Raw genomic sequence first — 23,045 nt, 5'->3', positions numbered from 1 at the left:
AGAGTACACCGTACACTTTAGCCTTCGAGAAAACGAGGTGTACGTCGTACACCCAAGGACTCTGGAGACCCAATGCCCACGATGCAAGCCGCCACCTACCGCCGAGTGGGCGGCCCCGAACTGGTGCAGATCGAACGACTTCCCATTCCTACCCCTGGTGCTCACGAGGTGCTCGTCCGGGTTCACGCGAGCACCGTGAGTGTCGCCGACCACCGGGCCCGAAGCCGCGACATCCCGAAGGGGCTGCGGCTGCTGAGCTCCTTCGCACTCGGCGTCTTCAGGCCGCGCACCCCGGTGCTGGGCATGGATGCCGCGGGGGTTGTCGCCGCGGTCGGCGAGAAGGTCACGCGCTTTCGGCCCGGCGACGAGATCATCGCCATGCTCGGCGGCAAGTTCGGCGGTCACGCCGAATACGTGCTCATTCCCGAGGACGGCGCGATCACCGCGAAGCCCGGCAACATGAGCTTCGACGAGGCGGTGACCCTGGTGTTCGGAGGAATTACCGCGCGCGGCTTTCTGAACCAGGTCACGATCAAACCGGGCGACACCGTGCTCGTCAACGGGGCGTCGGGCGCGGTCGGCACCGCCATGGTGCAGCTCGTGAAGCAGTTGGGGGCGGATGTCACCGGGGTCTGCAGTGCCGCGAACGCGGAGCTCGTCAAAAGCCTGGGCGCCGATCGGGTGATCGACTACACCACGGTTGACTTCCTCGCCGAGGGCACCACGTACGACGTGGTCGTCGACTGTGTCGGAAACGCGGGCTTCGAGCGGGCCGCGGCGTCCGTGAAGCCGGGCGGAGCACTGCTCCTGGTCATCTGCGATTTGACCGGCCTGCTGCTCGCATCGACCCGAAGCCGACGAAGCGGGAAGCTGGTCACCGCAAACGTCGGCCCGTACAAGGCGGAAGACCTGGCGTTCCTCGTGGAGTTGGCCCAGGCGGGGCAGTACCGCGCGGTGATCGACAGCACTTACGAGCTCGATGACATCGTCAGCGCCCACCGCTACGTCGACACCGGCCGCAAGCGCGGCAACGTCGTTGTGCGGATGCCGGCGTGAGGGCACTCGGTCAGATCGCCGTTTGGCGGCGCACGATCTCGTTGATCCAGATCGGAGCGAACGGGGACGTGCAATTCGGCGGCGTCGGATAGTCCTTCAGGACTTCGAGCCGTTCGCCGATGTCGATGGCCCGGGCGCGGTGCTCGGCATGGCTGATCCCGATCTGGGCCAAACAGGTGTTCATCGCCCATTGCAGGCGATCCGGTGCATCCTTCATCTGCGCTTCGATCGTGTTGAGCAGCCCCGGATGGTCAAGCCCCTCGGGATTCTTCGCGACCCGCTCGCTGGTCAGTGCCCATCCGGCGCTGGCGACCACGGGATCAGGATCCGCGGTCCAGGCCACGCGCAGCTCCTCGGCGTGCGGGCTCTTCTTGACCACGTAGTTGACGAGCCAGTCGTGCACCTTGGGCGCCCGAGCCGCACGCAGCATGGCATCCAGTTCATCGCGTCCGAACGCCTTCGGCCGGCAGGTCAGCAGCGCCAGCAACCGGGCGGCAGTGTCATCCGTTGCCCACAGCTCCTGAGCGAGATCCTGCTGCGTCTTCAACCGTTTCGCGATGGCGCGCAGCGCAGCCAGGTTCACGCCGTGGTCGTCGCCGCGCTTCTCGTTCGCCGCGCGCACCTTCGGATCCTGGAGGTCGGCCAGCTCGGCCATCACCTCGGGCAATGCCGTCCCGGACATGACACCTTCCCCCTCGTACGCAACTGAGCTCCCAGCCTAGGCGAACGCCCTCGACGGACCACCCGTTCAGAGGCGGCGACCCCAGCGTGCGCCCGGCCAAAACACGAGCTGGCGGATCTCGTCTGTGTCCTCGTAGGTGCGCACCGGCAACGGCGCTTCCGCGCGCCTTGACTCGCATCTAGGCTGGGCGCAGGTGTGCACCCTCGTCGCCGTCCGGTTGGCGAGTCGGTGCACCGTGGACAAAGGAGTTCCATTGAGCTACGCCGTGGTCAATCCTGCTACCGGAGAGACGCTGAAGACCTTCCCGACGATCACCGACGCGGAGCTCGACGCCGCGATCGCCGCCGCAGACGACGCCCATCGCAACTGGTCCAAGTCGACAACGCTCGAGGAGCGCGCCGCACTCGTGCGACGGGTCGGCGAGCTGCACGTCGAGCGGCGACAGGAACTTGCCGAGATCATCGTGCGCGAGATGGGCAAGCCCGTCGAACAGGCCCTCTCCGAGGTCGACTTCGCCGGGGACATCTACGGCTACTACGCCGACCACGCGGCCGACTTCCTGAAGGACGAGCCGGTCAAGCTCCTCGCTGGTGAAGGTTCGGCGCTCATCCGCCGCAGCTCGCTCGGCGTGCTCCTCGGCATCATGCCGTGGAACTTCCCGTACTACCAGGTTGCCCGTTTCGCGGGTCCGAACCTCATCATCGGCAACGCCATCCTGCTGAAGCACGCTGAGCAGTGCCCCGAGTCGGCGGCCGCGATCGCACAGGTGTTCCACGACGCCGGCTTCCCGGCCGGCGCCTACGTGAAGCTCTACGCGTCGCACGATCAGATCGAGAAGGTCATCGCCGATCCGCGGGTGCAGGGCGTCTCGCTCACCGGCTCCGAGCGGGCCGGCGCGGCGGTCGCCGAGATCGCCGGTCGGCACCTCAAGAAGGTCGTGCTGGAGCTCGGCGGCTCCGACCCCTTCATCCTTCTGTCGACGGACGACCTCGATGCCACGGTTCAGGCCGCGATCGATGCCCGACTCGATAACAGCGGCCAGTCCTGCAACGCGGCGAAGCGCTTCATCGTCACCGAGGAGCTGTACGAGCCGTTCCTCGAGAAGTTCACCGCGAAGCTCGCCGAGGTCGAGGCGGGCGACCCCACGTCGGATGCGACCACCCTCGGTCCGCTCTCGTCGCTGAAGGCCGCAGAGAACCTCGACGAGCAGGTCAAGCGCGCGGTCGAGCATGGCGCCACCCTCGTGCGCGGCGGCACCCGCGACGGCGCCTTCTTCCAGACGACGGTGCTGACGGATGTCGCGCCCGACAACCCGGCGTCGAAGGAGGAGTTCTTCGGGCCAGTGGCGCAGGTGTACCGCGCGACCGACGAGGCCGACGCGGTGCGCATCGCCAACGACATCCCGTTCGGGCTTGGCTCGTACGTCTACACGACCGACGAGGCCCAGGCGCTGCGCGTGGCCGATGGCATCGAGGCCGGGATGGTGTTCGTGAACGTCGTGCTCGCCGACGGCGCAGAGCTGCCGTTCGGCGGCATCAAGCGCTCCGGTTCCGGCCGTGAGCTGGGGCGCTTCGGGGCCGAGGAGTTCGTGAACAAGAAGATGATCCGCATCGGCTGACCAACCCATCCGCTCATCCTGAGGAGCCATCATGGCGAAGATCATCATCGTGCTCTACCCGGACCCGGTCGGCGGGCAGCCGACGTCGTATGCGCGGGACTCGCTGCCGGTGATCGAGAAGTACCCGAACGGGCAGACCCTTCCGACACCGAAGGCCACCGACTTCCAGCCGGGAACGCTGCTCGGCTCGGTCTCCGGCGGTCTGGGCCTGGTGAACTGGCTCGAGTCGCTCGGCCACACCGTCGTCGTCACCGACTCGAAGGAGGGCGCCGATTCGGTTCTCGACCGCGAGCTGCCGGATGCCGACGTCGTCATCTCGCAGCCGTTCTGGCCGGCCTACCTCACCGCGGAGCGCCTCGACGCGGCGAAGAACCTGAAGATCGCGATCACGGCAGGCATTGGCTCCGATCATGTTGACCTGCCGGCCGCCATCGACAAGGGGATCACGGTCGCGGAAGTCACCTACTGCAACTCGATTTCCGTCGCCGAGCACACGGTCATGCAGGTGCTCGCGCTCGTTCGCGACTACATTCCCCAGTACAAGATCGTCGTGGACGGCGGGTGGAACATCGCCGATTCCGTCGCTCGTTCCTATGATCTGGAGGGGATGGACGTGGGGGTGTTCGGGGCCGGTCGGATCGGCAGCGCGGTGCTCGAGCGGCTCGCGCCCTTCGACGTGAAGCTGCACTACAGCGACCGCTATCGTCTCCCGGCCGAGGTGGAGGAGCGGTTGAAGCTCACCTGGCATGACGACATCCGGTCGCTCGTCCCGCACCTGGACGTGCTCACGGTGCACGCGCCGTTAACTGCCGAGACGCAGGGGCTCATCGACGATGAGTTGCTGTCCACGTTCCGTCACGGTTCGTACATCGTGAATCCGGCACGCGGCGCGATCGCCGACCGTGACGCGATCGTGCGCGCCCTGGAGTCAGGGCAGCTCGGCGGGTACGCGGGCGACGTCTGGTTCCCGCAGCCGGCGCCGGCCGATCACCCGTGGCGCACCATGCCGCACCACGGCATGACCCCGCACACGAGCGGCACGTCGCTTTCGGCGCAGTCGCGCTACGCGGCCGGCGTTCGGGAGATTCTGGAGAACTTCTTCGAGGGCACGCCGCTGCGCGACGAGTACATCATCGTGCAGGGCGGCGGCTACGCCGGCACGGGAGCGCACTCATACGCAGCCAAGAAATAGAGCGTGGACCTAGGTGAAGGCGACCGCGCGCACAGGCGCCCCGTCACCGTCAAGGCGCAGGGGGAAGAAGCCGATCCGCACATGTACGGGAAGTGTTTCCAACCCACAGAGGTTCTCGACGATCAGTCCGCCACCGCCGAGCACGACCTCGTGTACGGGGAAGTCTGCCGAGCCGTCAGTGAGGTCGGGGCTGAACGTGTCGACGGCGAGGATGCGCATTCCGCGCGTGACGAGTTCGCGAGCCGCCGCGGCGTCTAAGGCAGGATGCCTCATCGCCCGCGCGTCACTGAACCACCTGGCCCAACCCGTGTCGATCACAATGATCGGTGGCACATGCGACGGTATCGGCGCGCCGGCGTTCAAGTGGACCCATCCATAGATCTCGTGCTCGTGAAGCTCCGGCATTCGGATCACCAGGGCATCGCCGACCAGCTCTTCGAGCGTTACGTCGGCCATTGTTCGACCGCCCTTCACGGTGTGCGAGGGCGCGTCGATGTGCGTGCCGGTGTGCGATCCAAGGCGCAGGCCCGTTACGGCCACACCGTCTTGTTCGAGGTCGAGCGCGGTGTGGATGTGGACGGTTGGGTCGCCGGGATACACCGGCATGCCGTCGGTGATCAGGTGGCTGAGGTCATGCAGCTTCGGGGGCATCATCGCGGCGATGTCGCGGTGTCAGCGTGCGGCGTCCCGCGATCGGCGAGATGCCGACTCGGCGTGAATGGCGTCTTGGCGCGTCGAGATAGGGAGACCGCGAGATACACGACGAAGGTGAGGATGAACGCGGGGATGGTTGCCCCGAACGGGAGTGGCAAGACGTAAGCCCACACGTAAGCGGAAGCGGCGCCGATCGCCCAGGCAACGACTGCGAGCCAGTTGATCCCGGCAGTAAACCAGTATCGTCCGCCGCGGGCCTTGAGGATGTCGGCGTCGTAGCTGCCGCGCGCGACGATGTAGTAGTCGACGATCATGATCGCGAAGATCGGCGCGAAGAGTGCGCCAATCGTGATGAGGAAGGTCGTGAACTGCGCAAGCAGACCGAAGAACGTCGATCCGATGATGGAGATGATCCCGAGGACGATCGCGGTCGGCAGGAATTTCGTCCTACGGCCAGGGAGTGAGTTCACGACGGTCGTGACCATGCCGTAGACCACCATCGTGTTCGTCGCCATGACGGACAGGAAGATGGCGACCGCGAACAGTGCTCCGAATGGCTCGACGATCGTCACCGGGTCGAACGGGACCGCGTCGCCGCCGCGAAGCACGACGTAACCGATCGCGGTCGCGCCGAGCGACATCGAGATCACTGTGGACAGGGTGTAGCCGACTCCGGAGCCGATCACGCCCGAGCGGGTAGACGATGCAAAGCGATTGAAGTCGGCGGAGAGCACCGTCCACGAGATGGCGGTGGCGACCACGACATCGAATGCCAGGCCGGGCGAATAGAACGGCGCTTCCGGCGGCGCGATCGCAGCGAAGTCCGCGGGCGCATAGGTCGTGAACGCCACGAAGAATATGTATGCGGCGATCGCGAGGATGACGGCAGCGAACCACGGTTCAACCCGGGCAACGCCCGCGTGGCCGAAGATCGCGAGAATCACGACGATCGTCTGGCACAGCACGGCGAAGACGACGGGGCTCGAGAACCCGGTGATTGTCGCGACGATGTAGTTGAGGGCGATGCCGGCGAGCATTGCCTGCACCCAACTCCAGCCCATGAGGATCACGACGTTCGCGGCAACGGAAAGCAGGCTTCCCCGCGTTCCGAACGGGCCGCGGGTGAGGGCCATCGTGGGCAGTCCGGTGCGGGTGCCGATCGCGCCGATGGCGACGAGCACGGCTGCTCCGACGATCGTGCCGCCCACTATCAGTGCGAGGACGAGGCCGTACGGCAGATCCGGCACGAAGAGCGTGCCGGTAAGCAGCGTGGTCACGACCAAGTTCGCGGCCAGCCAGATCATGAGAATCCGAGCGAGCGAGTAGGTACCGCGAACTGGACCGGCGTCATCCGATTGGTCTTCCAGGCGGCGTTCGAGGCGGGTGTAGAGCGACATCATTGGGCTCCTCGGGGAATATCAGGCTAGGGCTGTGGTGAAAGGTGTTCGTGGATCGCGATGAGCCCGTTCGGCTCTGAACGGAAGACGATCGTCTCCCGCTCCTGATAGGAGTCGGGGCCGTCCGGGGTGTCGACGGATGTGCTCACCGAGTGGCTGAAGACGGCACCACCGGGCAGGAGCTGAACTCGTTGTGCGCTCGACGAGCAGGACGTCACTCGCCAGCCGCTCGCGACCCAATCCCGCCACAGCCGTTCGTAGGCCGCGCGGTCATCCAGCCGTGCCTGCTCGGTGTGGAAGACGAAGGTCGCGTCCGGCGCGAAGAGCGAGAAGTAGCGCTCGCCATCGTTCGCCGAGAACGCATCGACGATTGCGGCTGCCGCATCGAGAACGTCCTGCTCGTTCGGTGTTGTCGGGGTCATCGCATCCTCCGTCAGGTGCTTGGGTCAATGGGCGCCATCGCGCTCAGGAGTTCATAGACGACGTGGCTTGCCGCGACGGCGGTCAGTTGGGCGTGGTCGTAGGCAGGAGCCACCTCGACCACGTCGGCGCCGACGATTCGGCGATCGGCCAGACCACGCAGCATCCGGAGCAGTTCTCTGCTGGTCAGTCCCCCTGCCTCAGGGGTGCCCGTGCCCGGCGCGTGCGCGGGGTCGAGCACGTCGATGTCGATTGAGATGTACAACGGTGCGTCCCCGATCCGCGCGCGGATGCGGTGCATGGCGGCTTCGACGCCGTGCTCCTCAACGAACTCGCTTGTGACAATCGCGAAGCCGAGCCGCGAGTCGTCTTCGAGGTCGCTCTTGGAATACAGCGGGCCTCGAATCCCGACGTGCATGCTGGCGGTGAGGTCGATGAGGCCCTCCTCCGAGGCGCGACGAAACGGTGTTCCGTGAGTTATCGGCGCCCCGAAGTAGGTGTCCCACGTGTCGAGGTGGGCGTCGAAGTGAAGCACAGCGACCGGTCCGTGCTTCGCATGTGTCGCGCGCAGGAGGGGCAGGGCGATGGTGTGGTCCCCGCCGATGACGACGAGCCGATCGACTTGCTCACCGAGGAGGCGCGCGCCCTCCTCAATCTCCGCCACGGCGGCGGCGATGTCGAAGGGGTTCGCAGCGATGTCGCCTGCATCCGTCACTTGTTGTGCACGGAATGGAAACACATCCTGCGCGGGGTTGTATGGCCGCAGCAGTCGCGACGCCTCACGAACGTGCGCGGGACCGAAGCGAGCCCCCGGTCGGTAGCTGACACCGCTGTCGAACGGGACACCCACGATCGCGATATTCGCGCGCTCAACCTCGTCGAGGCGCGGAAGGCGCGCGAAGGTTGCGATGCCGGCGAATCGCGGCACGACGCTCGCGTCCACCGGCCCTCGGGGCTCCGTCGGCACGACTCCATCAGCGGGTTGCATATCGGGCGACCATCGATCCTGTCTAGACACTTTGCGATCAAGCTACGCCGCCGCCTTCGCCGAGACAACGGGCCTCAGCAAAGGGTTTTCTGAGTCGGGTCGAGCGAGACGAGACATCACCGAGTGTGGCGACGTTCGTGCAGCTGCGCCAGGTGTTCTCGCTGCCGGCGACTCCCTGGCCTTTCCGGGCCGTGAGCCCCACACCTGGCAGGTTGAGGGCAGCGGACCGGCGGTCGTGCTGTGGGTACTGGTTCCCGCGCCGTGGAGCGGCTCGGCTTAGAAACCACAAAACCCCCACTCAGAAGAGTGAGGGTTTTGGAACCATGCCGTGAAAACATTTATGAACGATGTCTGCGACATGACATGAGCGGAGACGGAGAGATTTGAACTCTCGGTTCCCATAAAGGGAACTCCACCTTAGCAGGGTGGTGCACTAGGCCGGACTATGCGACGTCTCCATGGTCCCCAGCCATCTTAGCCATACTGGCGACAGCTTTCGAATCGGTTTAGTTCGCCGCGGCGCAGGTGTAGTCCGCCGCGGTCTGTCCCTTGACATTGCCGAGCACTTCGGCGGGGGCCGCGACGGCGGTTTCGCCGGGCGCCGGGGTTGCGGAGTCGGAAGGAGCTGCCGTTTCCGTAGGCGCGGCAGTTTCGGGCGCTTCCGGCTCGGGAGCGGCCTGCACCGGGGCGTTCGGGTCAACCGTGGAGCCGATACCGGTGTTGCCCTGCTCCAGCATGAACGGCTCGTCGGCGCGGATCTTGTCGAACAGTTTCTCGGCCTGGGCCTTGATCGGCGCCACCTTGCCGGAGTACACCCCGCCCTGACCGGTGGTGCCCGGGTACTGCACGAAAGTCACCTGGGTGAGGTCGAGCTTGCGCAGCACGTTCGCCATCGACACCATCGTGTCGAGGTTGGCGAGGCTGTTCGACAGCTGCATGTTCTGGGTCGCCGTGGTGGCGATGTTGTACAGCTTCGTCGGATCGGTGAGCGTGCCACCGGACTGCAGCGTGCGCACCAGCGACGACAGGTAGACCTGCTGCGAACTGATGCGGCCGAGGTCGCTCCCGTCACCGACGCCGTGACGGCTGCGCAAGAAGGCCAGCGCGTCGTATCCAACCAGGTTGTAGGTGCCAGCCTTGGGCAGGTTCAAACCGGTGTATCGGTCTTTGATCGGGCCGTCCACGCAGACGGGCACGCCGCCGACCGCGGTGGACATCTGGGCGACACCGTCGAAGGTGATCAGACCGGCGTACGGGATCTCGAGTCCGGTGAGTTTCTCCACCGTCAGCACGGTGCAGGCAAGCCCACCGTAAGACAGGGTCACGTTGATGGGCTGCGCCGACATCGAGCGGTAGCTGCCCTCGCCGTCTTCCCGCGGGCAGGCGGGAATCGGCACCACGAGGTCGCGCGGGAAGCTGACGGCCACGGCGCTGGTTTGGTCCTGCGCCACGTGCAGCAGCATGGTGACGTCGTTCAGCTCGCTGTCCGACTTGCCGAACTGGTCGCCCTGCCCCTGACGAGTGTCGCTGCCGACCACGAGTACGTTGAAGCCGCCATCGAAGTCGCCGATCTGGGGCAGCGGTTTTGTGCCGTCTTCGCTCGCCAGTTCCACCCGGTCGATGCCCTGGTTCAGGTTGTTCAGCGCGATCGCGGCAACCGAGACGCCACTCACCAGCAGCACGGCGAGCGTGCCGGCGATGAACTTGAGCGCGGTCAGCCAGGGTCGGCGTCTCGGCAGTTGGCCGTGCCGGGCGACGCTGGACACCGTGCCCGACCGGTTGGCTCGGGGCCGCAGTTCACTCACGCTTGTCCCTCCGGTCGTCGGTTACGTCGGTGAAGCGGAGGGCGTGGGATTCGAACCCACGAGACATTTCTGCCCACCAGTTTTCAAGACTGGCTCCATCGGCCGCTCGGACAGCCCTCCCATAACAAAAATCGAGCATAACCGAAAGGATGCTCGAAACGCTGACAGGCGGCCGAGGGCGACGCTCCGGGTCAGCGCGTGACCGAGCAGGTGTGGTCGGCCGCGGTCTGCCCCTCGAGGCCCTCGATCACCTCAGGTTCCGCGGCTGTGGGGGCCGTGGCATCCGGTGTCTCGGTGGTTGTCGGCTCCTCGGTCGCAGGCGGAGCGGTCGGCTCGGTGACCGGCGCCTTCGGGTCGATCGTCGCCCCGGCTCCGGTCTCGCCTGCGGCGAGCTGGAATGGCAGGTCGGCGGCAATCGCCTCGAACAGCTGGCCCGCCACCGGCTTGTTGGGGCGCACCTTCAGGAAGTCCGCGCTGTACTGCGTCGGGTACTGCACGAACTGCACCTGGTCGAGCGGGATGTCTTTCAACGCTTGCGCAAGCGAGATGAGAGTGGTGATGTTGCCGAGGCTGGCGGAGAAGGTCATGTTGTTCAGCGCCACCTCCGCGATTTGATACACCTTCACCGGATCGCCGAGAGTGTCGCCGCTCTGCAGGGTGCGCACGAGTGATGACAGGTAGACCCGCTGTGACGCGTTGCGGGCAAGGTCGCTGCCGTCGCCGACGCCGTGCCGGGTGCGCAGGAAGGCGAGCGCCTCCGCGCCGGAGAGAACGTACTCCCCCGCCTCAGGAAGATTGATCGTGGAATATGCGTCGACCATCGGCCCATCGACGCACACCGGAACACCGCCCACGGCGTTGCTCAGTTCGATCACACCTTGGAAGGTGATCATGCCGGCGAACTGGATGTCGAGATCGGTGAGCCGCTCGACGGTCGCTACGACGCAGCCGAGGCCGCCGTGGGAGAGCACACTGTTGATCGGCTGGCCCGACATCGCCGACTTGACCCTGCCCTTATCGTCTTCACAGCTCGGCACCGGCACGATGGTGTCGCGCGGGATGCTGACCGCGATCGCTCGGGAATGGTCGGCAGACACGTGCAGCAGCATGTTGACGTCGTTCAACGTGCCAGCGGTCTTGCCGTATGCCGCACCCTGCCCCTCGCGGGTGTCGCTGCCGACGATCAGGATGTTGAACCCGCCAGGGTAGGCGCCGACGGAGGGCGGCGGGGCGTCGCCCTTGCCGATGTCGACGATGTCGATGCCGCTGCTGAACCGCACCGCGGTAATGCCGATGACCGCGACGGTGCTGATCAGCAGTACGCTCAGCACGAGCGCGAGGCCCTTCAGTGCCGTGGGCCAGGCCTTGGCCTCAGGCAGGCGGCCGTGCCGAGTCGGGGCGCCCGCGGGTCGCCCGTTCTCGCCCGACCGCATCTTGGTCATGGCACCAGTTTGCCGAGGATGACGGCCACGCCGTTGTTCAGGCCGGTCTCGGTGACCGTGTTCGCGGCATCCTGAACGTCTTCGGGGGCGTCGCCCATCGCCACTCCGTGTCCTTCTTCCGAAGCCCAGCGGAGCATGTCGATGTCGTTACGGCCATCGCCGATCGCGATCACGTTGGCGCGCGGAATGCCGAGTTCGGCGCGCACCCGCTCGAGCGCGGTGGCCTTGTTCACCCCGTCGGGAGCGATGTCGAGCCACGCGGTCCAGCCCACGTTGTAGCTGACCTTGTGCAGGCCCATGTTCTCGACGATCTTCAGGAACTCTTCGATCTGGTGCTCCGGCGAGATCACGACCACGCGCGTGGCGCGGTGCGTCATCAGCTCCTCGAACTCCACCTTCTCGCTGTACGCGCCCAGGCTGCCGTCGGGGAACCAGCCGGTGAACCGGTACAGGCCGGTCTGGTCCTCCACCGCGTAGTTCGCCGACTCCAGGCTCTCGCGCACGGTGAGCAGCACCTGCGACGGGTCAAACGTTTCGACGTGCTCGCGGGAGTAGCCGAACGGCGCCTCCGGGTCCCGCCTCAGGGTGATCGCACCGTTCGAGCAGACCAGGTATTCGGCGGTCAGGCCGAGCCGCTCCAGCACCGGAATCGTCATCGCCGGCGCGCGGCCGGTGGCGAGCATCACCTCGTGGCCCGCGGCGTGCGCGCGGGTGACCTCGTCGTGCACGGCCTCGGTGATCGTGCCGTCTTCATGCAGCACGGTGCCGTCGATGTCGAGCGCGATCAGGAGGCGGTCGGTCATTTCTTCGGTTCCAACACGGTCAGGCCGCCGAGATACGGACGCAACGCCTCGGGCACCAGCACCGAGCCGTCGGCCTGCTGATGCGTTTCGAGCAGCGCCACGATCCAACGGGTGGTGGCCAGGGTGCCGTTCAACGTGGCCACCGGGGTGGTCTTGCCGGATTCAGTGCGGTGACGGATGTCGAGACGGCGCGCCTGATAGGTGGTGCAGTTACTCGTGCTGGTCAGCTCCCGGTACGCGTTCTGGGTGGGCACCCAGGCTTCCACGTCGAACTTGCGGGCGGCGCTGGATCCCAGGTCGCCGGCGGCGGTGTCGATCACCCGGTAGTTCAGCCCGAGGGATTGCAGCATGCCCTCCTGGAACGCGAGCAGACGCTCGTGCTCTGCCGCGGCATCCGCTGGATCGACATAGCTGAACATCTCCAGCTTGTTGAACTGGTGTACCCGGATGATGCCGCGGGTGTCCTTGCCGCCGGATCCGGCCTCGCGCCGGTAGCAGGTGGACCAGCCGGCGTAGCGGATCGGGCCGTCGGAGATGTCGAGAATCTCATCGGCGTGATAGCCAGCGAGCGCCACCTCGCTGGTGCCGGTGAGGTACAGGTCGTCGGCGGGCAGGTAGTAGATCTCCTCGGAGTGCGCGCCGAGGAATCCGGTGCCGGACATGATCTCCGGCTTCACCAGCGTGGGCGTGATCAGCGGGATGAAGCCGCCCTCGAGCGCGCGGTCGAGTCCCATGTTCATGATGGCGAGCTCCAAGCGCGCGCCGATCCCCTTGAGGAACGCGAACCGGGCACCGCTGACCTTGGCGCCGCGGGTCATGTCGATGGCGTCGAGCAATTCGCCGAGTTCGAGGTGGTCACGGGGTTCGAAGTCGAACGTGGGCCTCTCGCCCACCTCCTTGATCGTGATGAAGTCGTCTTCGCCGCCGGCGGGCACGCCGTCGAGCACGATGTTCTCCAGCGCCCCGACGATCCGGTGGAACTCCACTTCGGCCTCGTTGGCCGCCTGTTGCGCCGACTTCACCGAGGCGGCGAGTTGCTGCGCCTGGGCTACCAGGGCCTTCTTCTCATCCTTCGGCGCCTTCGCCACGGTCTTGCCGAACACATTCTGCTCAGCGCGCAGCGTTTCGAAGCCGGAAATGGCGGTGCGGCGGGCGGCGTCGGCGGCAATGGCCTCGTCGACGAGCTCTACAGGGGCGCCACGGACTTCCTGCGACTTCCTGATCACATCGGGATTTTCACGGAGAAGCTGCGGATCGATCACCGGACTAGTTTTGCATGTTATGGCCTACCGTTGAGGCATGCCAGCGACGACCAACCCTGCCCTCCGGACCGCAGCCGTTGTTTACAACCCGATCAAGGTGGATCTTGACGTGTTGCGCGCCGCCGTGGCCGAAGCCGAGCAAGAAGCGGGCTGGGCGCCGACGCTGTGGTTCGAGACCACGGAAGCCGACCCCGGCGGTGGGCAGACGAAGGAAGCCCTCAAGCAGGGTGCCCACATGGTGATGGCCGCCGGTGGCGACGGCACGGTGCGCGCGGTCGCGGAGTCACTCCACGGCACCGAGGTGCCGATCGGGTTACTGCCATCCGGCACCGGGAACCTCCTCGCCCGCAACCTGGATCTCACCCTCGATCACCTGGAGGAGTCGCTCACCAGCGCCTTCAGCGGCAAGAGCCGGCCGATCGACCTCGGCTTCGTCGAAGCGCGCCGCCCCGACGGCAGCAAGAGCCGGCATGTGTTCGTGGTGATGGCCGGTGTGGGGCTCGACGCGCAGATGATCGCGAACACCAAGCCGGAGCTGAAGAAACGAGTCGGTTGGCTCGCCTACGTGGACGCGATTGCCCGGTCGCTGCGAGGCAACAACAAGGTGCGGCTGCGCTACAGCCTGGACGGCGCGCCGGCCAGGGCGATGCGCGCGCACACCGTGCTGATCGGTAACTGCGGGTCGCTGCCCGCGAACATCCTGCTGCTGCCGGAGGCCGCGGTCGACGACGGGCTCTTCGACATCGTGGCGCTGCGCCCGGAGGGTTTCTTCGGTTGGGTGCAGATCTGGATCAAGATCGTGTGGGAGAACGGTGTGCTGCGGCGCAGCCAGGTGGGGCGCAAGCTGATGAGCCTCACCCGGGAGGTGCGCACGCTGCGCTACCTGAAGGGCAAGGAGCTGATCATGAAGCTCGATCACCCGGAGGAGTTCGAACTCGACGGCGACGCGTTCGGTCTGGCGGTGGCCCTGAAGACCTGGGTGGTGCCGGGCGGGCTGCTGGTGCGCATCCCGGCGGACTACGAACTGGACTAGAGCGGGGCGCTACTCCGGCTCGCCCGCGATCAGGCCGCGCAACCAGTCGCGCGCCTCCACGAAGATGTCGTCGCCGTAGCGCTGGGTGACCTGGATCTGCACCTTGTCGGCGCGCGGGTACGAGCCGAGGAAGATCACCTGGGGGCTGAACCGCTTGAGCCCGAGCAGGGCGTCGGCAACCCGCTCGTCGAGGATGTGCCCGTCGAGGTCGATCACGAACCGGTAGCGGCCGAGCGAATCCCCGATCGGCCGTGACTCGATCAGGCTCATGTTGACACCGCGGGTGGCGAACTGCTCCAGCATCTCGAGCAGCGAGCCCGGGGCATCCGTCGGCAGTTCCGCGATGATGCTGGTCTTGTCACTGCCGGTCTGCGGCGGCAGCTGCCCGGTGCGGCTGACCAGCACGAACCGGGTGGCGGCGTTCGGGTTGTCGCCGATGTCGGAGGCGAGCTGCACCAGGTCGAGGTGCTCGGTGATGCCGGGCGGGGCCACCGCGGCGTCGGCGATGTCGTTCTCCAGCAGGCTGTGCGCCGCCGCGACGTTCGAGGTTGCCGGCAGGTGCGCGTGCTTGGGCAGGTGCTTGTCGAGCCAGCCGTGGGTCTGCGCGTAGGCGACAGGGTGCGCGTTCACCACCTGAACGTCGTTCAGGGAAACGCCCGGGCGGGCGACCAGCACAAAGTTCACCGGAACGACATACTCGCCGATGATGCGCAGCCCGGGGATGTTCGCCAGGGCATCCTGAGTGGCGCTCACTCCACCCTCGATGGAGTTCTCCATCGCGATCATTGCCGCCACGCTGCGCCCAGACACTACGTCGTCGAGGGCCTCGGTGACGCTATTGACCGATCGCCACGGCTTGTTCGCGGCATCCGGAACCTGCGCGAGCGCGGCCCACGTAAACGTGCCGACGGGGCCCAGATAGCTGTAAGTCTCGTGGGCGCTCGAATCAGGCATGGTCACGAGTTTATGGCCAGTGACACACTGGACAGATGAACGCGCGTGCGGGGCAGCCGGCCCAGAAGACTGATCTGATCAATGTTCCCGAGCTGGTGAAGGCGTACTTCACGAGAATTCCGGATGTCGCCATCCCTGAGCAGCGGGTGGTGTTCGGTACCAGCGGCCATCGTGGCTCCTCGCTCGATACCGCTTTCAACGAGATGCACATCGCGGCGATCACCCAGGCGATCTGCGAGTATCGCGCCGAGCAGGGCATCACCGGGCCGCTGTTCGTCGGCCGTGACACGCACGGTCTCAGCCGCCCGGCCGAGACCACGGCGCTGATGGTGCTCGAGGCGAACGGCGTGAATGCACTGGTCGACGAGTTCGACGACTTCGTGCCGACCCCGGCGCTCAGCCACGCGATCATCGCCTACAACAAGCGGGTTTCGACGGATGGCTCCTCCAACGAGGGCAAGGCCGACGGCATCGTGATCACCCCGAGCCACAACCCGCCGCGTGACGGCGGCTTCAAGTACAACCCGCCGCACGGCGGACCGGCAGATAGCGACGCCACCGGCTGGATCGCCAACCGCGCCAACGAGCTGATCGCGAACGGCAACCGCGACGTGAAGCAGCAGGAGGCATCCGGGGTCGACACCTACGACTTCCGCGGCAAGTACGTGGCCGACCTCGGCGACATCATCGACATGGAGGCCATCAAGAAGGCCGGTATCCGCATCGGCGCGGATCCGTTGGGGGGCGCCAGCGTGCACTACTGGCAGCTGATCGCCGAGCAGTACGGCCTCGATCTGACCGTGGTGAACCCGCTCGTCGACCCCACCTGGGAGTTCATGACCCTGGACTGGGACGGCAAGATCCGCATGGATCCGTCCAGCTCGTCCGCGATGGCGTCGGTGCTCAAGAACAAAGACAGCTTTGACATCCTCACCGGCAATGACGCGGACGCCGACCGGCACGGCATCGTCACGCCCGACGGTGGGCTGATGAACCCGAACCACTTCCTCGCCGTCGCAATCCAGTACCTGTACACGCACCGGCCCCAGTGGAAGCAGGATGCCGCGATCGGCAAGACCTTGGTCTCCAGCTCCATGATCGACCGGGTGGCACAGTCGCTCGGCCGCCAGCTCTGGGAGGTGCCGGTCGGCTTCAAGTGGTTCGTTCCCGGCCTGATCGACGGCTCGGTCGCCTTCGGCGGCGAGGAAAGCGCCGGCGCGAGCTTCGTACGCCGCGACGGGTCGGCGTGGACCACCGACAAGGACGGCATCCTGCTCGCCCTGCTCGCCAGCGAGATCCTCGCCGTGACCGGCAAGAGCCCGTCGCAGCTGTACCGCGAGCTCACCGAGCAGTTCGGCGACCCGGTGTACGAGCGAATTGACGCACCGGCCAGCAAGGAGCAGAAGGCGCGGCTCGGCAAGCTCACCGGCGACGACATCACCGCCGACACCCTCGCGGGCGACCCGATCACCGCCAAGCTGAGCACCGCGCCCGGCAACGACGCAGCCATCGGTGGCGTGAAGGTGGTCACCGAGCACGCCTGGTTCGCCGCGCGTCCGAGCGGCACCGAAGACGTCTACAAGATCTACGCCGAGTCGTTCAAGGGAGCCGAGCACCTGCGCGAGGTGCAGGCCGAGGCCAAACGCATCGTCGACGCGGCGCTGGCCGGGTAGCGATTAGCCGGCGAGCGTCGCCTTACGGAATGCTCCAGAAGTAGGCGGTGCCGCCCGGGTGGTCGACGGTGAGGGTGTCGTCGAGGTCACGCCAGTTCGAGTCGCGGTTGTGACCGACCATCTTGATCTTGGTGGCACCGTCGACGACGGTCACCTCTGAGACGATCTGGGTGTGATCGAGCGCGCCGTTGACGTTCCAGTCGAACATCACCACGTCGCCCACCTTCACCTGGTCGCGCTGCTCGAGGCTGAGCTCGGTGACGCCGAGGCGGTCGGCGTTGTCCCGCAGCCAGTTGTCGAAGGTGGGAACGTGGATCCAGGAGTAGGTCCAGTCGTCGCCGCCGTTGTTGTTGTACCAGTCGTCGGTCTCGGCCCAGCCGCGTGCCATCAGGGTCTGGCTCACGAAGTTGACGCAGTCGCCGCCCACCGGGTTGAAGGTGCCGTACTCGTCGAGGTTGTAGTTGTTCCAGTGCGCGAACGCGTACTGCAGCTGCGAGTCGACGGGCGTGACCGCGGCGTAGCTGAAGGTCAGCGGAGCCGAGGCGGGCACCGCGATGTCGCCGGCGAACACCTCAACGGATGCCGCGACCGGCTGGTACTCGGCGGCGCGCGGCACCACCGCGGTCACGGTGTCAGCCTTGGCCACCACATTCGCGGCATCCACCCCACCGATTACCACCCGGGTGACATCGCCCAGGCTGCTGCCGGTGATGGTGACGGTGTCGCCGCCGGAGATCGACCCGGTGGCCGGTGACAGTTCCGCGGCCGCAGGGGCGGCGGCCGCCTCGGGCGGTGATGCGGCCGACTGCTGCTCGGCAGGAACCGCAGTGCAGCCGGCGAGCATCAGGGCGCTCACCGCGAGCGCTGCGGAGGCGGACATCAGTCGGGAGCGCAGAGAAGAGACCACGGCTCAAGGCTAACGGCGACCCTGTCGGCGCGGTTGACAGACTCGGTGCGAAGCGTGTAATTTTGCAGTCCACGCAATAATTACGCCGCAATAACCACGCCACCGTCGCTGCTCCCGCGCGACGCGGTGGCGTTTCTTGATTCTTCGAGGTCGAATGTCCCGCAAGTCCGCATCGTCCAAACCCATCTCCCGCGGCAAGGCCCGGGCGAATGCCATCGCCGACGCCGGTGGGGTGATGAGCCACCGCCAGATCATGGCCGTCATGGTCGGCCTGATGGCCGCGATGTTCCTGTCGTCGCTGAACCAGACCGTGGTGGGCACGGCGATGAAGACCATCGCCGACGACCTCGGCGGCATGGCGCTGCAGGCCTGGGTGACCACGGCGTTCCTGATCGTCTCCACGATCAGCACCCCGATCTACGGAAAGCTCAGCGACATCTTCGGGCGGCGTCCGCTGTTCCTCGCGGCGATCGTGATCTTCCTGATCGGATCGCTGCTCAGTGGCCTCGCCAACACCATGTACGAGCTTGCCGCGTACCGGGCGATCCAGGGCCTCGGCGCCGGTGGACTGATGGCGCTGCCGCTCACCGTGATGGGCGACATCCTCGCCCCACGTGAACGGGCGAAGTACCAGGGTTACTTCCTCGCTGTCTTCGGCATCACCAGCGTGATCGGCCCGCTGATCGGTGGCCTGTTCGCCGGGGTGGACGAGATCCTGTTCGTCTCCGGATGGCGCTGGGTGTTCTTCCTCAACCTGCCGATCGGGCTGATCGCGCTGGGCCTGGTGATGGCGTTCCTGCACATCCCGCACAACCCGCGGCCGGCGCGCATCGACTGGTGGGGCGCCGTCGCGGTGATCGTCGCGGTGGTTCCGCTGATCCTCGTGGCCGAGGAGGGCCGCGAGTGGGGCTGGTTCTCGCCGCTCGCGCTCGCCATGTACGGCCTCGTGATCATCGGCACGGTCGGGTTCGTGCTGATCGAGCGCCGGATGGGAGATGACGCGCTCATCCCGCTGAAGCTGTTCAGCTCGAGCACGTTCTCGGTGGCCACCGTGCTCGGCGTGCTCGTCGGCTTCGGCATGTTCGGCGCGATGATGACCATTCCGCTGTACGTGCAGATGGTGTCGGGCGCGACGCCCACCGAGAGCGGCTTCCTGATGCTGCCGATGATCATCGGCCTGATGGCCTCGTCGATAGTGAGCGGCAACCTGATCGCCAAGAGCGGACGATACAAGGTCTTCCCGATCATCGGCTCCGGCATGCTCGCCGCCTCGTTCCTCTGGCTCAGCTTCGTCTCCGCCGACAAGCCGCTGTGGTTCATCATCGTCGGGATGCTGTTCGCCGGCCTCGGGCTCGGCCAGCTGATGCAGACGCTGACGATCGCCAGCCAGAACTCGGTGGGACACCAGGACCTCGGGGTGGCAACGAGCTCCGCCACCTTCTTCCGGCAGATGGGTGGCACGCTCGGCACCGCGGTGGTGTTCTCGGTGCTATTCGGTGTGCTGCCCGATCGGTTGCGGGCAGCGTTCGCCGACCAGTCGACCATTGCGGCGATGCAGGCGGCCATGGCCGATCCCGACGTGCTCGAGAACCCGGTGAACAAGCCGATCCTGCAGCTGTTGCAGAACCCGGCGTCGATCAGCGGCTCCCTGAACGGCGACTCGTCGTTCTTGATCGGCGCGGATCCGCGCCTGGCCGCTCCCTTTTTGGAGGGCTTCGCCAGCGCCAGCAGTACCGTGTTCGTGGTGGGCTTCGTGGTTGTCCTGCTGGCGTTCCTACTCAGCTTCTTCCTGAAGGCAACCCCGCTGCGCGAGCAGTCGGGCATCCAGGAAGCGCACTCCGACATGGCGGCAGAGGCGCAGCACGCGGCGGAGAGCATGGGATCACCGGCAGCGCCCGGCCTCGCCGATCGCACCGAACCGGTGGACATCGAGCCGGTCGATATCGGGTCGGGGCGCGGCGACCGCTCCAGCTAACCCGGTGAGACGGCGGCGGTCAGCGCTTCGGCGTGCCGTCGTCGTCCAGTGCGATCTGCACCCGGCCGCGGTACACGCCCTTGTCGCCGTCGCCCGGAATCGGGGCGGGGGCGGGCAGCACGGTCTGCCGGTCCATTTCGACCTGCGCCTCGTGCCGGGTCGGATGGAAGACCTCGTCGCCGATGCCCAGGCCACTGCCGCTGCCACGGCCGCTGCGGTGCTTGTCGCTCAGATCGATCCAGCCTTTGTGGTTCGCGATCAGCGCCATCACGATGATCGCGATGACGATGCCGAGCACGACCCACCAATCCACCCGGACAGTGTACGTGACGCCTATCCGCGCAGCGGAAGCACCACCGGGCGGTCATCCTGCAGCAGCACCTGCACCCGTAGCCCGTAGATCGCGCCGATCCGCTCCGCCGTCAGCACCTGGTGCGGTGGCCCGGTGGCGGCCAGGCACCCCTCGGAGACCAGGGCGATGCGATCGGCGTACGCCCCGGCAAGCGACAGGTCGTGCAACACCACCACGACGGCCCGGCCGGCATCAGCGAGCGCGCGCGCGGTGCGCATCACGTCTTCCTGATGCCGCAGGTCGAGCGCGGCCGTCGGTTCGTCGAGGAACACGATCGGGGTCTGCTGCGCCAGCACCCTGGCCAGCGCGACGCGGGCCTTCTCTCCGCCAGACAGCGACGTGATCCGCCGCTCGAGCAGGTGTCCCACGTCGGTTGCCGCCACCGCCTCGGCCACCGCCGCCTCATCATCCTCGAAGCCGGGGGTGCGGGCCCACGGCGCCCGCCCCATCTCGATCACCTCGCCGACGCGGAACGGGAAGCTGACGAGGTTCTCCTGGGTGAGCACGGCCCTCTGCCGCGCAAGCTCCACCGACCGGTAGGCCTCGATCGGGCGGGAGTCCAGGGTCACCGAGCCGTGGGTCGGGCGCACGTCGCCGGAGAGCACGCCGAGCAGTGTCGACTTGCCCGCCCCGTTCGGCCCGACCAGGGCGAGCAACTCGCCGGCGACGACATCCAGAGTCACGTCCTGAAGAATGGCCGTGCCGTCGTAGACGACCCCGATGCTCTCGGCTGAGATGGCGGTCATGCCCAGCCTCCGCTGCGGGAGCGCTGGCGTGCCAGCAGGAAGAAGAAGAACGGCCCGCCGACCAGCGCCGTGAGGATGCCGATGGGCAGGTCGGCGCCGGCGATCAGGGTGCGGGTGAGCAGGTCGGCGAGCACCAGCAGGGCGCCGCCGCCCACCGCGCTGGCGATGATCAGCGGCCGGTGCGTTGGCCCGATCGCCATCCGGATGATGTGCGGAACCACCAACCCGACGAAGGCGATGATGCCGCAGAACGCGACCGCCACACCGGTGAGCAGCGCCACCAGCACGATCGAGCCCATCCGCAGCCGCTCGATGTCGACGCCGAGGTGCCTGGCGTTGCGTTCGCCGAGCGACAGCAGATCGTAGCGACGGCCGAGGGATGCCGCGACGATCACCCCCGCGACACAGACCACGCCGACGATGGCCACCTCCGGCCAGCGTGACCCGTTGAGCGAGCCGAGCTGCCAGAACACGATCTGCTCCCGGCTGGCCGAGTCGGAGAGGAACTGCACCAGCGCGAGTCCGGCGCCGGCCACCGCGTTCACTGCGATGCCGGTGAGCAGCAGCGTCACGACCTCGGTGCGGCCGTTGGCGCGCGACACGAAGTACACGATCAGGGTGGCGAGCAGGCTGCCCGCGAAGGCGAACACGGCGAGGCTCCAGCCGCCGAGGGCGGTGATTCCGGCGGCGATCGCGATCGACGCGCCCAGGGCGGCGCCGGCGGAGACTCCGACCACGCCGGGTTCGGCCAGCGGGTTGCCGAAGATGGCCTGCATCACCGCGCCCGCGGCGGCGAGCGCCGCGCCGACCAGCAGGCTCATCATGATGCGGGGGAAGCGCACCGCCCACAGCGTGGACTCCACCACCGCGTCATCCGGTGCCCACGCGGTATCGATGCCGATGGCGCGCAGCACCGAGCCGAGCACGTCGGTCGGCGCGATCGGCAGCTGGCCGGCCACGGCCGAGGCGAGCACGCCCAGAAGCAGGAAGGCGGTGAGTAGGAGGGAGAGCGTCAGGCCACGCGAGCGCCTTGTCACGGCACCCGGTGCAGCCATTCCTCGGTGCCGAACTTGTCGACAACGAGGTCTTCTGCTCGCTGCAGCTCGTCCGCGGTGATCGCGCTGTCGGTCAGCCCGTGCAGGTCACGGAAGGTGTCGATGAGCTGCTCGATGATCTCTGCCCGTGACAGGCCTGTCTGGCTGCGCAGCGGATCGACGCGCTTCTCGGCGCTCTTGGTGCCCTTGTCGCTCATCTTTTCGCGACCGATGCGCAGCACCTGCACCATCTTGTCGCCGTCCATGTCATAGCTGAGCGTGGCGTGATGCAGCACCGCCCCGCTGCCGAGGCGTTTCTGCGCGGCGCCGCCGATCTTGCCGTGCGGGCTCGCGATGTCGTTCAGCGGCTGGTAGGTGGCGTTGATGCCGAGCGATTGCAGCCCGAGGATGACCCACTCGTCGAGGAAGGCGTAAGAATCGGCGAAGGTCATGCCCTGCACCAGGTCGCTCGGCACGTAGAGCGAGTATGTGACGATGGCACCGGCGTCCATGAACATGGCACCGCCACCGCTGATGCGGCGCACCACGTCGAAGCCGTACTTGGCGGCGTTGTCGAGGTCGACTTCGTTCTTCACTGACTGGAAGCTGCCGATGACCACGGCGGGCTGGTCCCACTCCCAGATGCGCAGGGTGGGCTTGCGGCGTCCCTCCCCCACCTCTTCGGTGAGTACCTGGTCGAGTGCCAAGTGCAGGCGCGGCGGCAGCGGACCGGGATGCACCAGCTGCCAGTCGTAGTCGTTCCAGGTGGTGGCGCGCTTCAGTGCGCGGCGGATCGTGGTGGCCACGGCATCCGGTGAGAACCCGAGCAGTTGCGCTTCGGCGGGCAGGGCCCGCTGGATGGCGTCGGCGATGTGCTTGGACTCGGTCTCGGCCGGCAGACCGTTCACCGCCGCGTTGATCGCCTCGAGCGCCTCGTCTGGCTCGAGGAAGAAGTCGCCCGCGAGCCGGAAGTTCGCGATGCGGCCGTCGATCACGTCGAGGTCGACAACGACGAGCTTGCCGCCGGGAACCTTGTACTCTCCGTGCATACG

General features: G+C 66.8%; 21 protein-coding genes, 2 tRNA genes and 1 pseudogene. 7 read left to right on the top strand and 17 right to left on the bottom strand.

The genetic code is table 11. The features are described 5' to 3' along the window. Positions 1 to 72: 72 nt before the first annotated feature. On the top strand, positions 73 to 1,056 hold the full coding sequence (locus HCT51_RS00670) for an NAD(P)-dependent alcohol dehydrogenase (protein ID WP_224760601.1): 984 nt from the start codon (positions 73 to 75) through the stop codon (positions 1,054 to 1,056). Positions 1,057 to 1,066: 10 nt separating this feature from the next. Here HCT51_RS00670 and HCT51_RS00665 read toward each other — a convergent pair whose 3' ends face one another. Next, on the bottom strand, positions 1,067 to 1,738 hold the full coding sequence (locus HCT51_RS00665) for a DNA alkylation repair protein (RefSeq protein ID WP_166876377.1): 672 nt from the start codon (positions 1,736 to 1,738) through the stop codon (positions 1,067 to 1,069). A 253-nt stretch (positions 1,739 to 1,991) separates the two neighbouring features. On the opposite strand from HCT51_RS00665, the gene HCT51_RS00660 reads away from it, so the two are divergent. Together HCT51_RS00660 and HCT51_RS00655 are read left to right on the top strand one after the other, a co-directional pair. Beyond that, positions 1,992 to 3,356, top strand: a complete 1,365-nt coding sequence (locus tag HCT51_RS00660) for an NAD-dependent succinate-semialdehyde dehydrogenase (RefSeq protein WP_166876380.1) — start codon at positions 1,992 to 1,994, stop codon at positions 3,354 to 3,356. A 31-nt stretch (positions 3,357 to 3,387) separates the two neighbouring features. After that, positions 3,388 to 4,548: an NAD-dependent formate dehydrogenase gene (locus HCT51_RS00655; protein ID WP_166876383.1), complete on the top strand. Its 1,161-nt coding sequence runs from the start codon at positions 3,388 to 3,390 to the stop codon at positions 4,546 to 4,548. 9 nt (positions 4,549 to 4,557) lie between these two features. Here HCT51_RS00655 and HCT51_RS00650 read toward each other — a convergent pair whose 3' ends face one another. From HCT51_RS00650 to speB, 4 genes are read right to left on the bottom strand one after another with little or no spacing between them, the layout of a single operon-like run. Further along, positions 4,558 to 5,202: a cyclase family protein gene (locus HCT51_RS00650; RefSeq protein ID WP_224760600.1), complete on the bottom strand. Its 645-nt coding sequence runs from the start codon at positions 5,200 to 5,202 to the stop codon at positions 4,558 to 4,560. Further along, positions 5,199 to 6,599, bottom strand: coding sequence for a purine-cytosine permease family protein (locus HCT51_RS00645; protein ID WP_224760599.1), 1,401 nt, complete (start codon positions 6,597 to 6,599; stop codon positions 5,199 to 5,201). The genes HCT51_RS00650 and HCT51_RS00645 overlap by 4 nt, the downstream gene beginning before the upstream one ends. Before the next feature lie 26 nt (positions 6,600 to 6,625). Further along, the gene (locus HCT51_RS00640) at positions 6,626 to 7,021 is read right to left on the bottom strand and encodes a YybH family protein (RefSeq protein WP_166876390.1); all 396 of its coding nucleotides are present in this window, start codon (positions 7,019 to 7,021) and stop codon (positions 6,626 to 6,628) included. A gap of 11 nt (positions 7,022 to 7,032) precedes the next feature. Further along, entirely contained in the window at positions 7,033 to 7,986 is a 954-nt protein-coding gene (gene speB / locus HCT51_RS00635; RefSeq protein ID WP_370626882.1) for an agmatinase, read from the bottom strand. Between the two features lie 178 nt (positions 7,987 to 8,164). Between speB and HCT51_RS18615 the strand changes: the two are divergent. Further along, positions 8,165 to 8,287 (top strand): annotated as a pseudogene (locus HCT51_RS18615) (cupin domain-containing protein); the annotation flags it as partial. A gap of 88 nt (positions 8,288 to 8,375) precedes the next feature. Here HCT51_RS18615 and HCT51_RS00630 read toward each other — a convergent pair. From HCT51_RS00630 to serS, 6 genes are all read right to left on the bottom strand, one after another. Further along, a tRNA-Ser gene (locus tag HCT51_RS00630) sits at positions 8,376 to 8,465 on the bottom strand. A gap of 48 nt (positions 8,466 to 8,513) precedes the next feature. Continuing rightward, positions 8,514 to 9,812: an LCP family protein gene (locus HCT51_RS00625; protein WP_166876403.1), complete on the bottom strand. Its 1,299-nt coding sequence runs from the start codon at positions 9,810 to 9,812 to the stop codon at positions 8,514 to 8,516. Positions 9,813 to 9,847: 35 nt separating this feature from the next. Further along, positions 9,848 to 9,932 (bottom strand) — tRNA-Ser (locus HCT51_RS00620). A gap of 71 nt (positions 9,933 to 10,003) precedes the next feature. Continuing rightward, positions 10,004 to 11,254, bottom strand: a complete 1,251-nt coding sequence (locus tag HCT51_RS00615; RefSeq protein ID WP_166876407.1) for an LCP family protein — start codon at positions 11,252 to 11,254, stop codon at positions 10,004 to 10,006. Then, positions 11,251 to 12,057, bottom strand: coding sequence for a Cof-type HAD-IIB family hydrolase (locus tag HCT51_RS00610; protein WP_166876413.1), 807 nt, complete (start codon positions 12,055 to 12,057; stop codon positions 11,251 to 11,253). Before HCT51_RS00610 ends, HCT51_RS00615 begins: the two co-directional genes overlap by 4 nt. Then, positions 12,054 to 13,319 (bottom strand): serine--tRNA ligase, encoded by a 1,266-nt coding sequence (serS, locus tag HCT51_RS00605; protein WP_166876418.1) that lies wholly within the window; start codon positions 13,317 to 13,319, stop codon positions 12,054 to 12,056. The genes HCT51_RS00610 and serS overlap by 4 nt, the downstream gene beginning before the upstream one ends. A gap of 37 nt (positions 13,320 to 13,356) precedes the next feature. On the opposite strand from serS, the gene HCT51_RS00600 reads away from it, so the two are divergent. After that, positions 13,357 to 14,352, top strand: coding sequence for a diacylglycerol/lipid kinase family protein (locus HCT51_RS00600; RefSeq protein ID WP_166876422.1), 996 nt, complete (start codon positions 13,357 to 13,359; stop codon positions 14,350 to 14,352). Positions 14,353 to 14,361: 9 nt separating this feature from the next. Here HCT51_RS00600 and pheA read toward each other — a convergent pair whose 3' ends face one another. After that, entirely contained in the window at positions 14,362 to 15,306 is a 945-nt protein-coding gene (gene pheA / locus HCT51_RS00595; RefSeq protein ID WP_166876427.1) for a prephenate dehydratase, read from the bottom strand. Positions 15,307 to 15,341: 35 nt separating this feature from the next. Between pheA and pgm the strand changes: the two genes are divergently transcribed. After that, a complete protein-coding gene (gene pgm / locus HCT51_RS00590; protein WP_166876431.1) occupies positions 15,342 to 16,979 on the top strand; it encodes a phosphoglucomutase (alpha-D-glucose-1,6-bisphosphate-dependent) in 1,638 nt (545 codons plus the stop codon). 22 nt (positions 16,980 to 17,001) lie between these two features. Here the strand turns inward: pgm and HCT51_RS00585 are convergent, their stop codons facing one another. Further along, positions 17,002 to 17,886 carry an amidase domain-containing protein gene (locus tag HCT51_RS00585; RefSeq protein ID WP_224760598.1) on the bottom strand — a complete coding sequence of 295 codons (885 nt, stop codon included), beginning with the start codon at positions 17,884 to 17,886 and terminating at the stop codon, positions 17,002 to 17,004. 235 nt (positions 17,887 to 18,121) lie between these two features. Here HCT51_RS00585 and HCT51_RS00580 point away from each other — a divergent pair, with 235 nt between their 5' ends. Then, complete coding sequence (locus tag HCT51_RS00580; RefSeq protein WP_166876912.1) at positions 18,122 to 19,861, top strand: MDR family MFS transporter; 1,740 nt, start codon at positions 18,122 to 18,124, stop codon at positions 19,859 to 19,861. A gap of 19 nt (positions 19,862 to 19,880) precedes the next feature. Here HCT51_RS00580 and HCT51_RS00575 read toward each other — a convergent pair whose 3' ends face one another. The 4 genes from HCT51_RS00575 to HCT51_RS00560 are packed head-to-tail and all read right to left on the bottom strand — an operon-like array spanning position 19,881 to position 23,042. Next, positions 19,881 to 20,174 carry a hypothetical protein gene (locus HCT51_RS00575; protein WP_166876434.1) on the bottom strand — a complete coding sequence of 98 codons (294 nt, stop codon included), beginning with the start codon at positions 20,172 to 20,174 and terminating at the stop codon, positions 19,881 to 19,883. 20 nt (positions 20,175 to 20,194) lie between these two features. Further along, complete coding sequence (locus HCT51_RS00570; RefSeq protein WP_166876439.1) at positions 20,195 to 20,959, bottom strand: heme ABC transporter ATP-binding protein; 765 nt, start codon at positions 20,957 to 20,959, stop codon at positions 20,195 to 20,197. Continuing rightward, complete coding sequence (locus HCT51_RS00565) at positions 20,956 to 22,014, bottom strand: FecCD family ABC transporter permease (protein WP_166876442.1); 1,059 nt, start codon at positions 22,012 to 22,014, stop codon at positions 20,956 to 20,958. The genes HCT51_RS00570 and HCT51_RS00565 overlap by 4 nt, the downstream gene beginning before the upstream one ends. Then, entirely contained in the window at positions 21,993 to 23,042 is a 1,050-nt protein-coding gene (locus HCT51_RS00560) for a lipoate-protein ligase LplAB (RefSeq protein ID WP_166876447.1), read from the bottom strand. Before HCT51_RS00560 ends, HCT51_RS00565 begins: the two co-directional genes overlap by 22 nt. Positions 23,043 to 23,045 lie beyond the last annotated feature (3 nt).

This window comes from Salinibacterium sp. ZJ450, from assembly GCF_011751885.2.
Taxonomy (GTDB): domain Bacteria; phylum Actinomycetota; class Actinomycetes; order Actinomycetales; family Microbacteriaceae; genus Ruicaihuangia.
The sequence above is the reverse complement of the archived record's forward strand: the minus strand, read 5'-3'. Positions and strand labels throughout refer to the sequence as shown.

Bases quoted from the DNA above. Each gene is read 5' to 3' on its own strand.
- HCT51_RS00570 (WP_166876439.1), bottom strand. From the start codon at position 20,959: ATGACCGCCATCTCAGCCGAGAGCATCGGGGTCGTCTACGACGGCACG.
- HCT51_RS00665 (WP_166876377.1), bottom strand. From the start codon at position 1,738: ATGTCCGGGACGGCATTGCCCGAGGTGATGGCCGAGCTGGCCGACCTC.
- HCT51_RS00615 (WP_166876407.1), bottom strand. From the start codon at position 11,254: ATGACCAAGATGCGGTCGGGCGAGAACGGGCGACCCGCGGGCGCCCCG.
- HCT51_RS00650 (WP_224760600.1), bottom strand. From the start codon at position 5,202: ATGATGCCCCCGAAGCTGCATGACCTCAGCCACCTGATCACCGACGGC.
- HCT51_RS00580 (WP_166876912.1), top strand. From the start codon at position 18,122: ATGAGCCACCGCCAGATCATGGCCGTCATGGTCGGCCTGATGGCCGCG.
- pheA (WP_166876427.1), bottom strand. From the start codon at position 15,306: ATGCCTGATTCGAGCGCCCACGAGACTTACAGCTATCTGGGCCCCGTC.
- HCT51_RS00655 (WP_166876383.1), top strand. From the start codon at position 3,388: ATGGCGAAGATCATCATCGTGCTCTACCCGGACCCGGTCGGCGGGCAG.
- HCT51_RS00645 (WP_224760599.1), bottom strand. From the start codon at position 6,599: ATGTCGCTCTACACCCGCCTCGAACGCCGCCTGGAAGACCAATCGGAT.
- HCT51_RS00560 (WP_166876447.1), bottom strand. From the start codon at position 23,042: ATGCACGGAGAGTACAAGGTTCCCGGCGGCAAGCTCGTCGTTGTCGAC.
- HCT51_RS00600 (WP_166876422.1), top strand. From the start codon at position 13,357: ATGCCAGCGACGACCAACCCTGCCCTCCGGACCGCAGCCGTTGTTTAC.
- HCT51_RS00565 (WP_166876442.1), bottom strand. From the start codon at position 22,014: ATGGCTGCACCGGGTGCCGTGACAAGGCGCTCGCGTGGCCTGACGCTC.
- HCT51_RS00670 (WP_224760601.1), top strand. From the start codon at position 73: ATGCCCACGATGCAAGCCGCCACCTACCGCCGAGTGGGCGGCCCCGAA.
- pgm (WP_166876431.1), top strand. From the start codon at position 15,342: ATGAACGCGCGTGCGGGGCAGCCGGCCCAGAAGACTGATCTGATCAAT.
- HCT51_RS00640 (WP_166876390.1), bottom strand. From the start codon at position 7,021: ATGACCCCGACAACACCGAACGAGCAGGACGTTCTCGATGCGGCAGCC.
- HCT51_RS00610 (WP_166876413.1), bottom strand. From the start codon at position 12,057: ATGACCGACCGCCTCCTGATCGCGCTCGACATCGACGGCACCGTGCTG.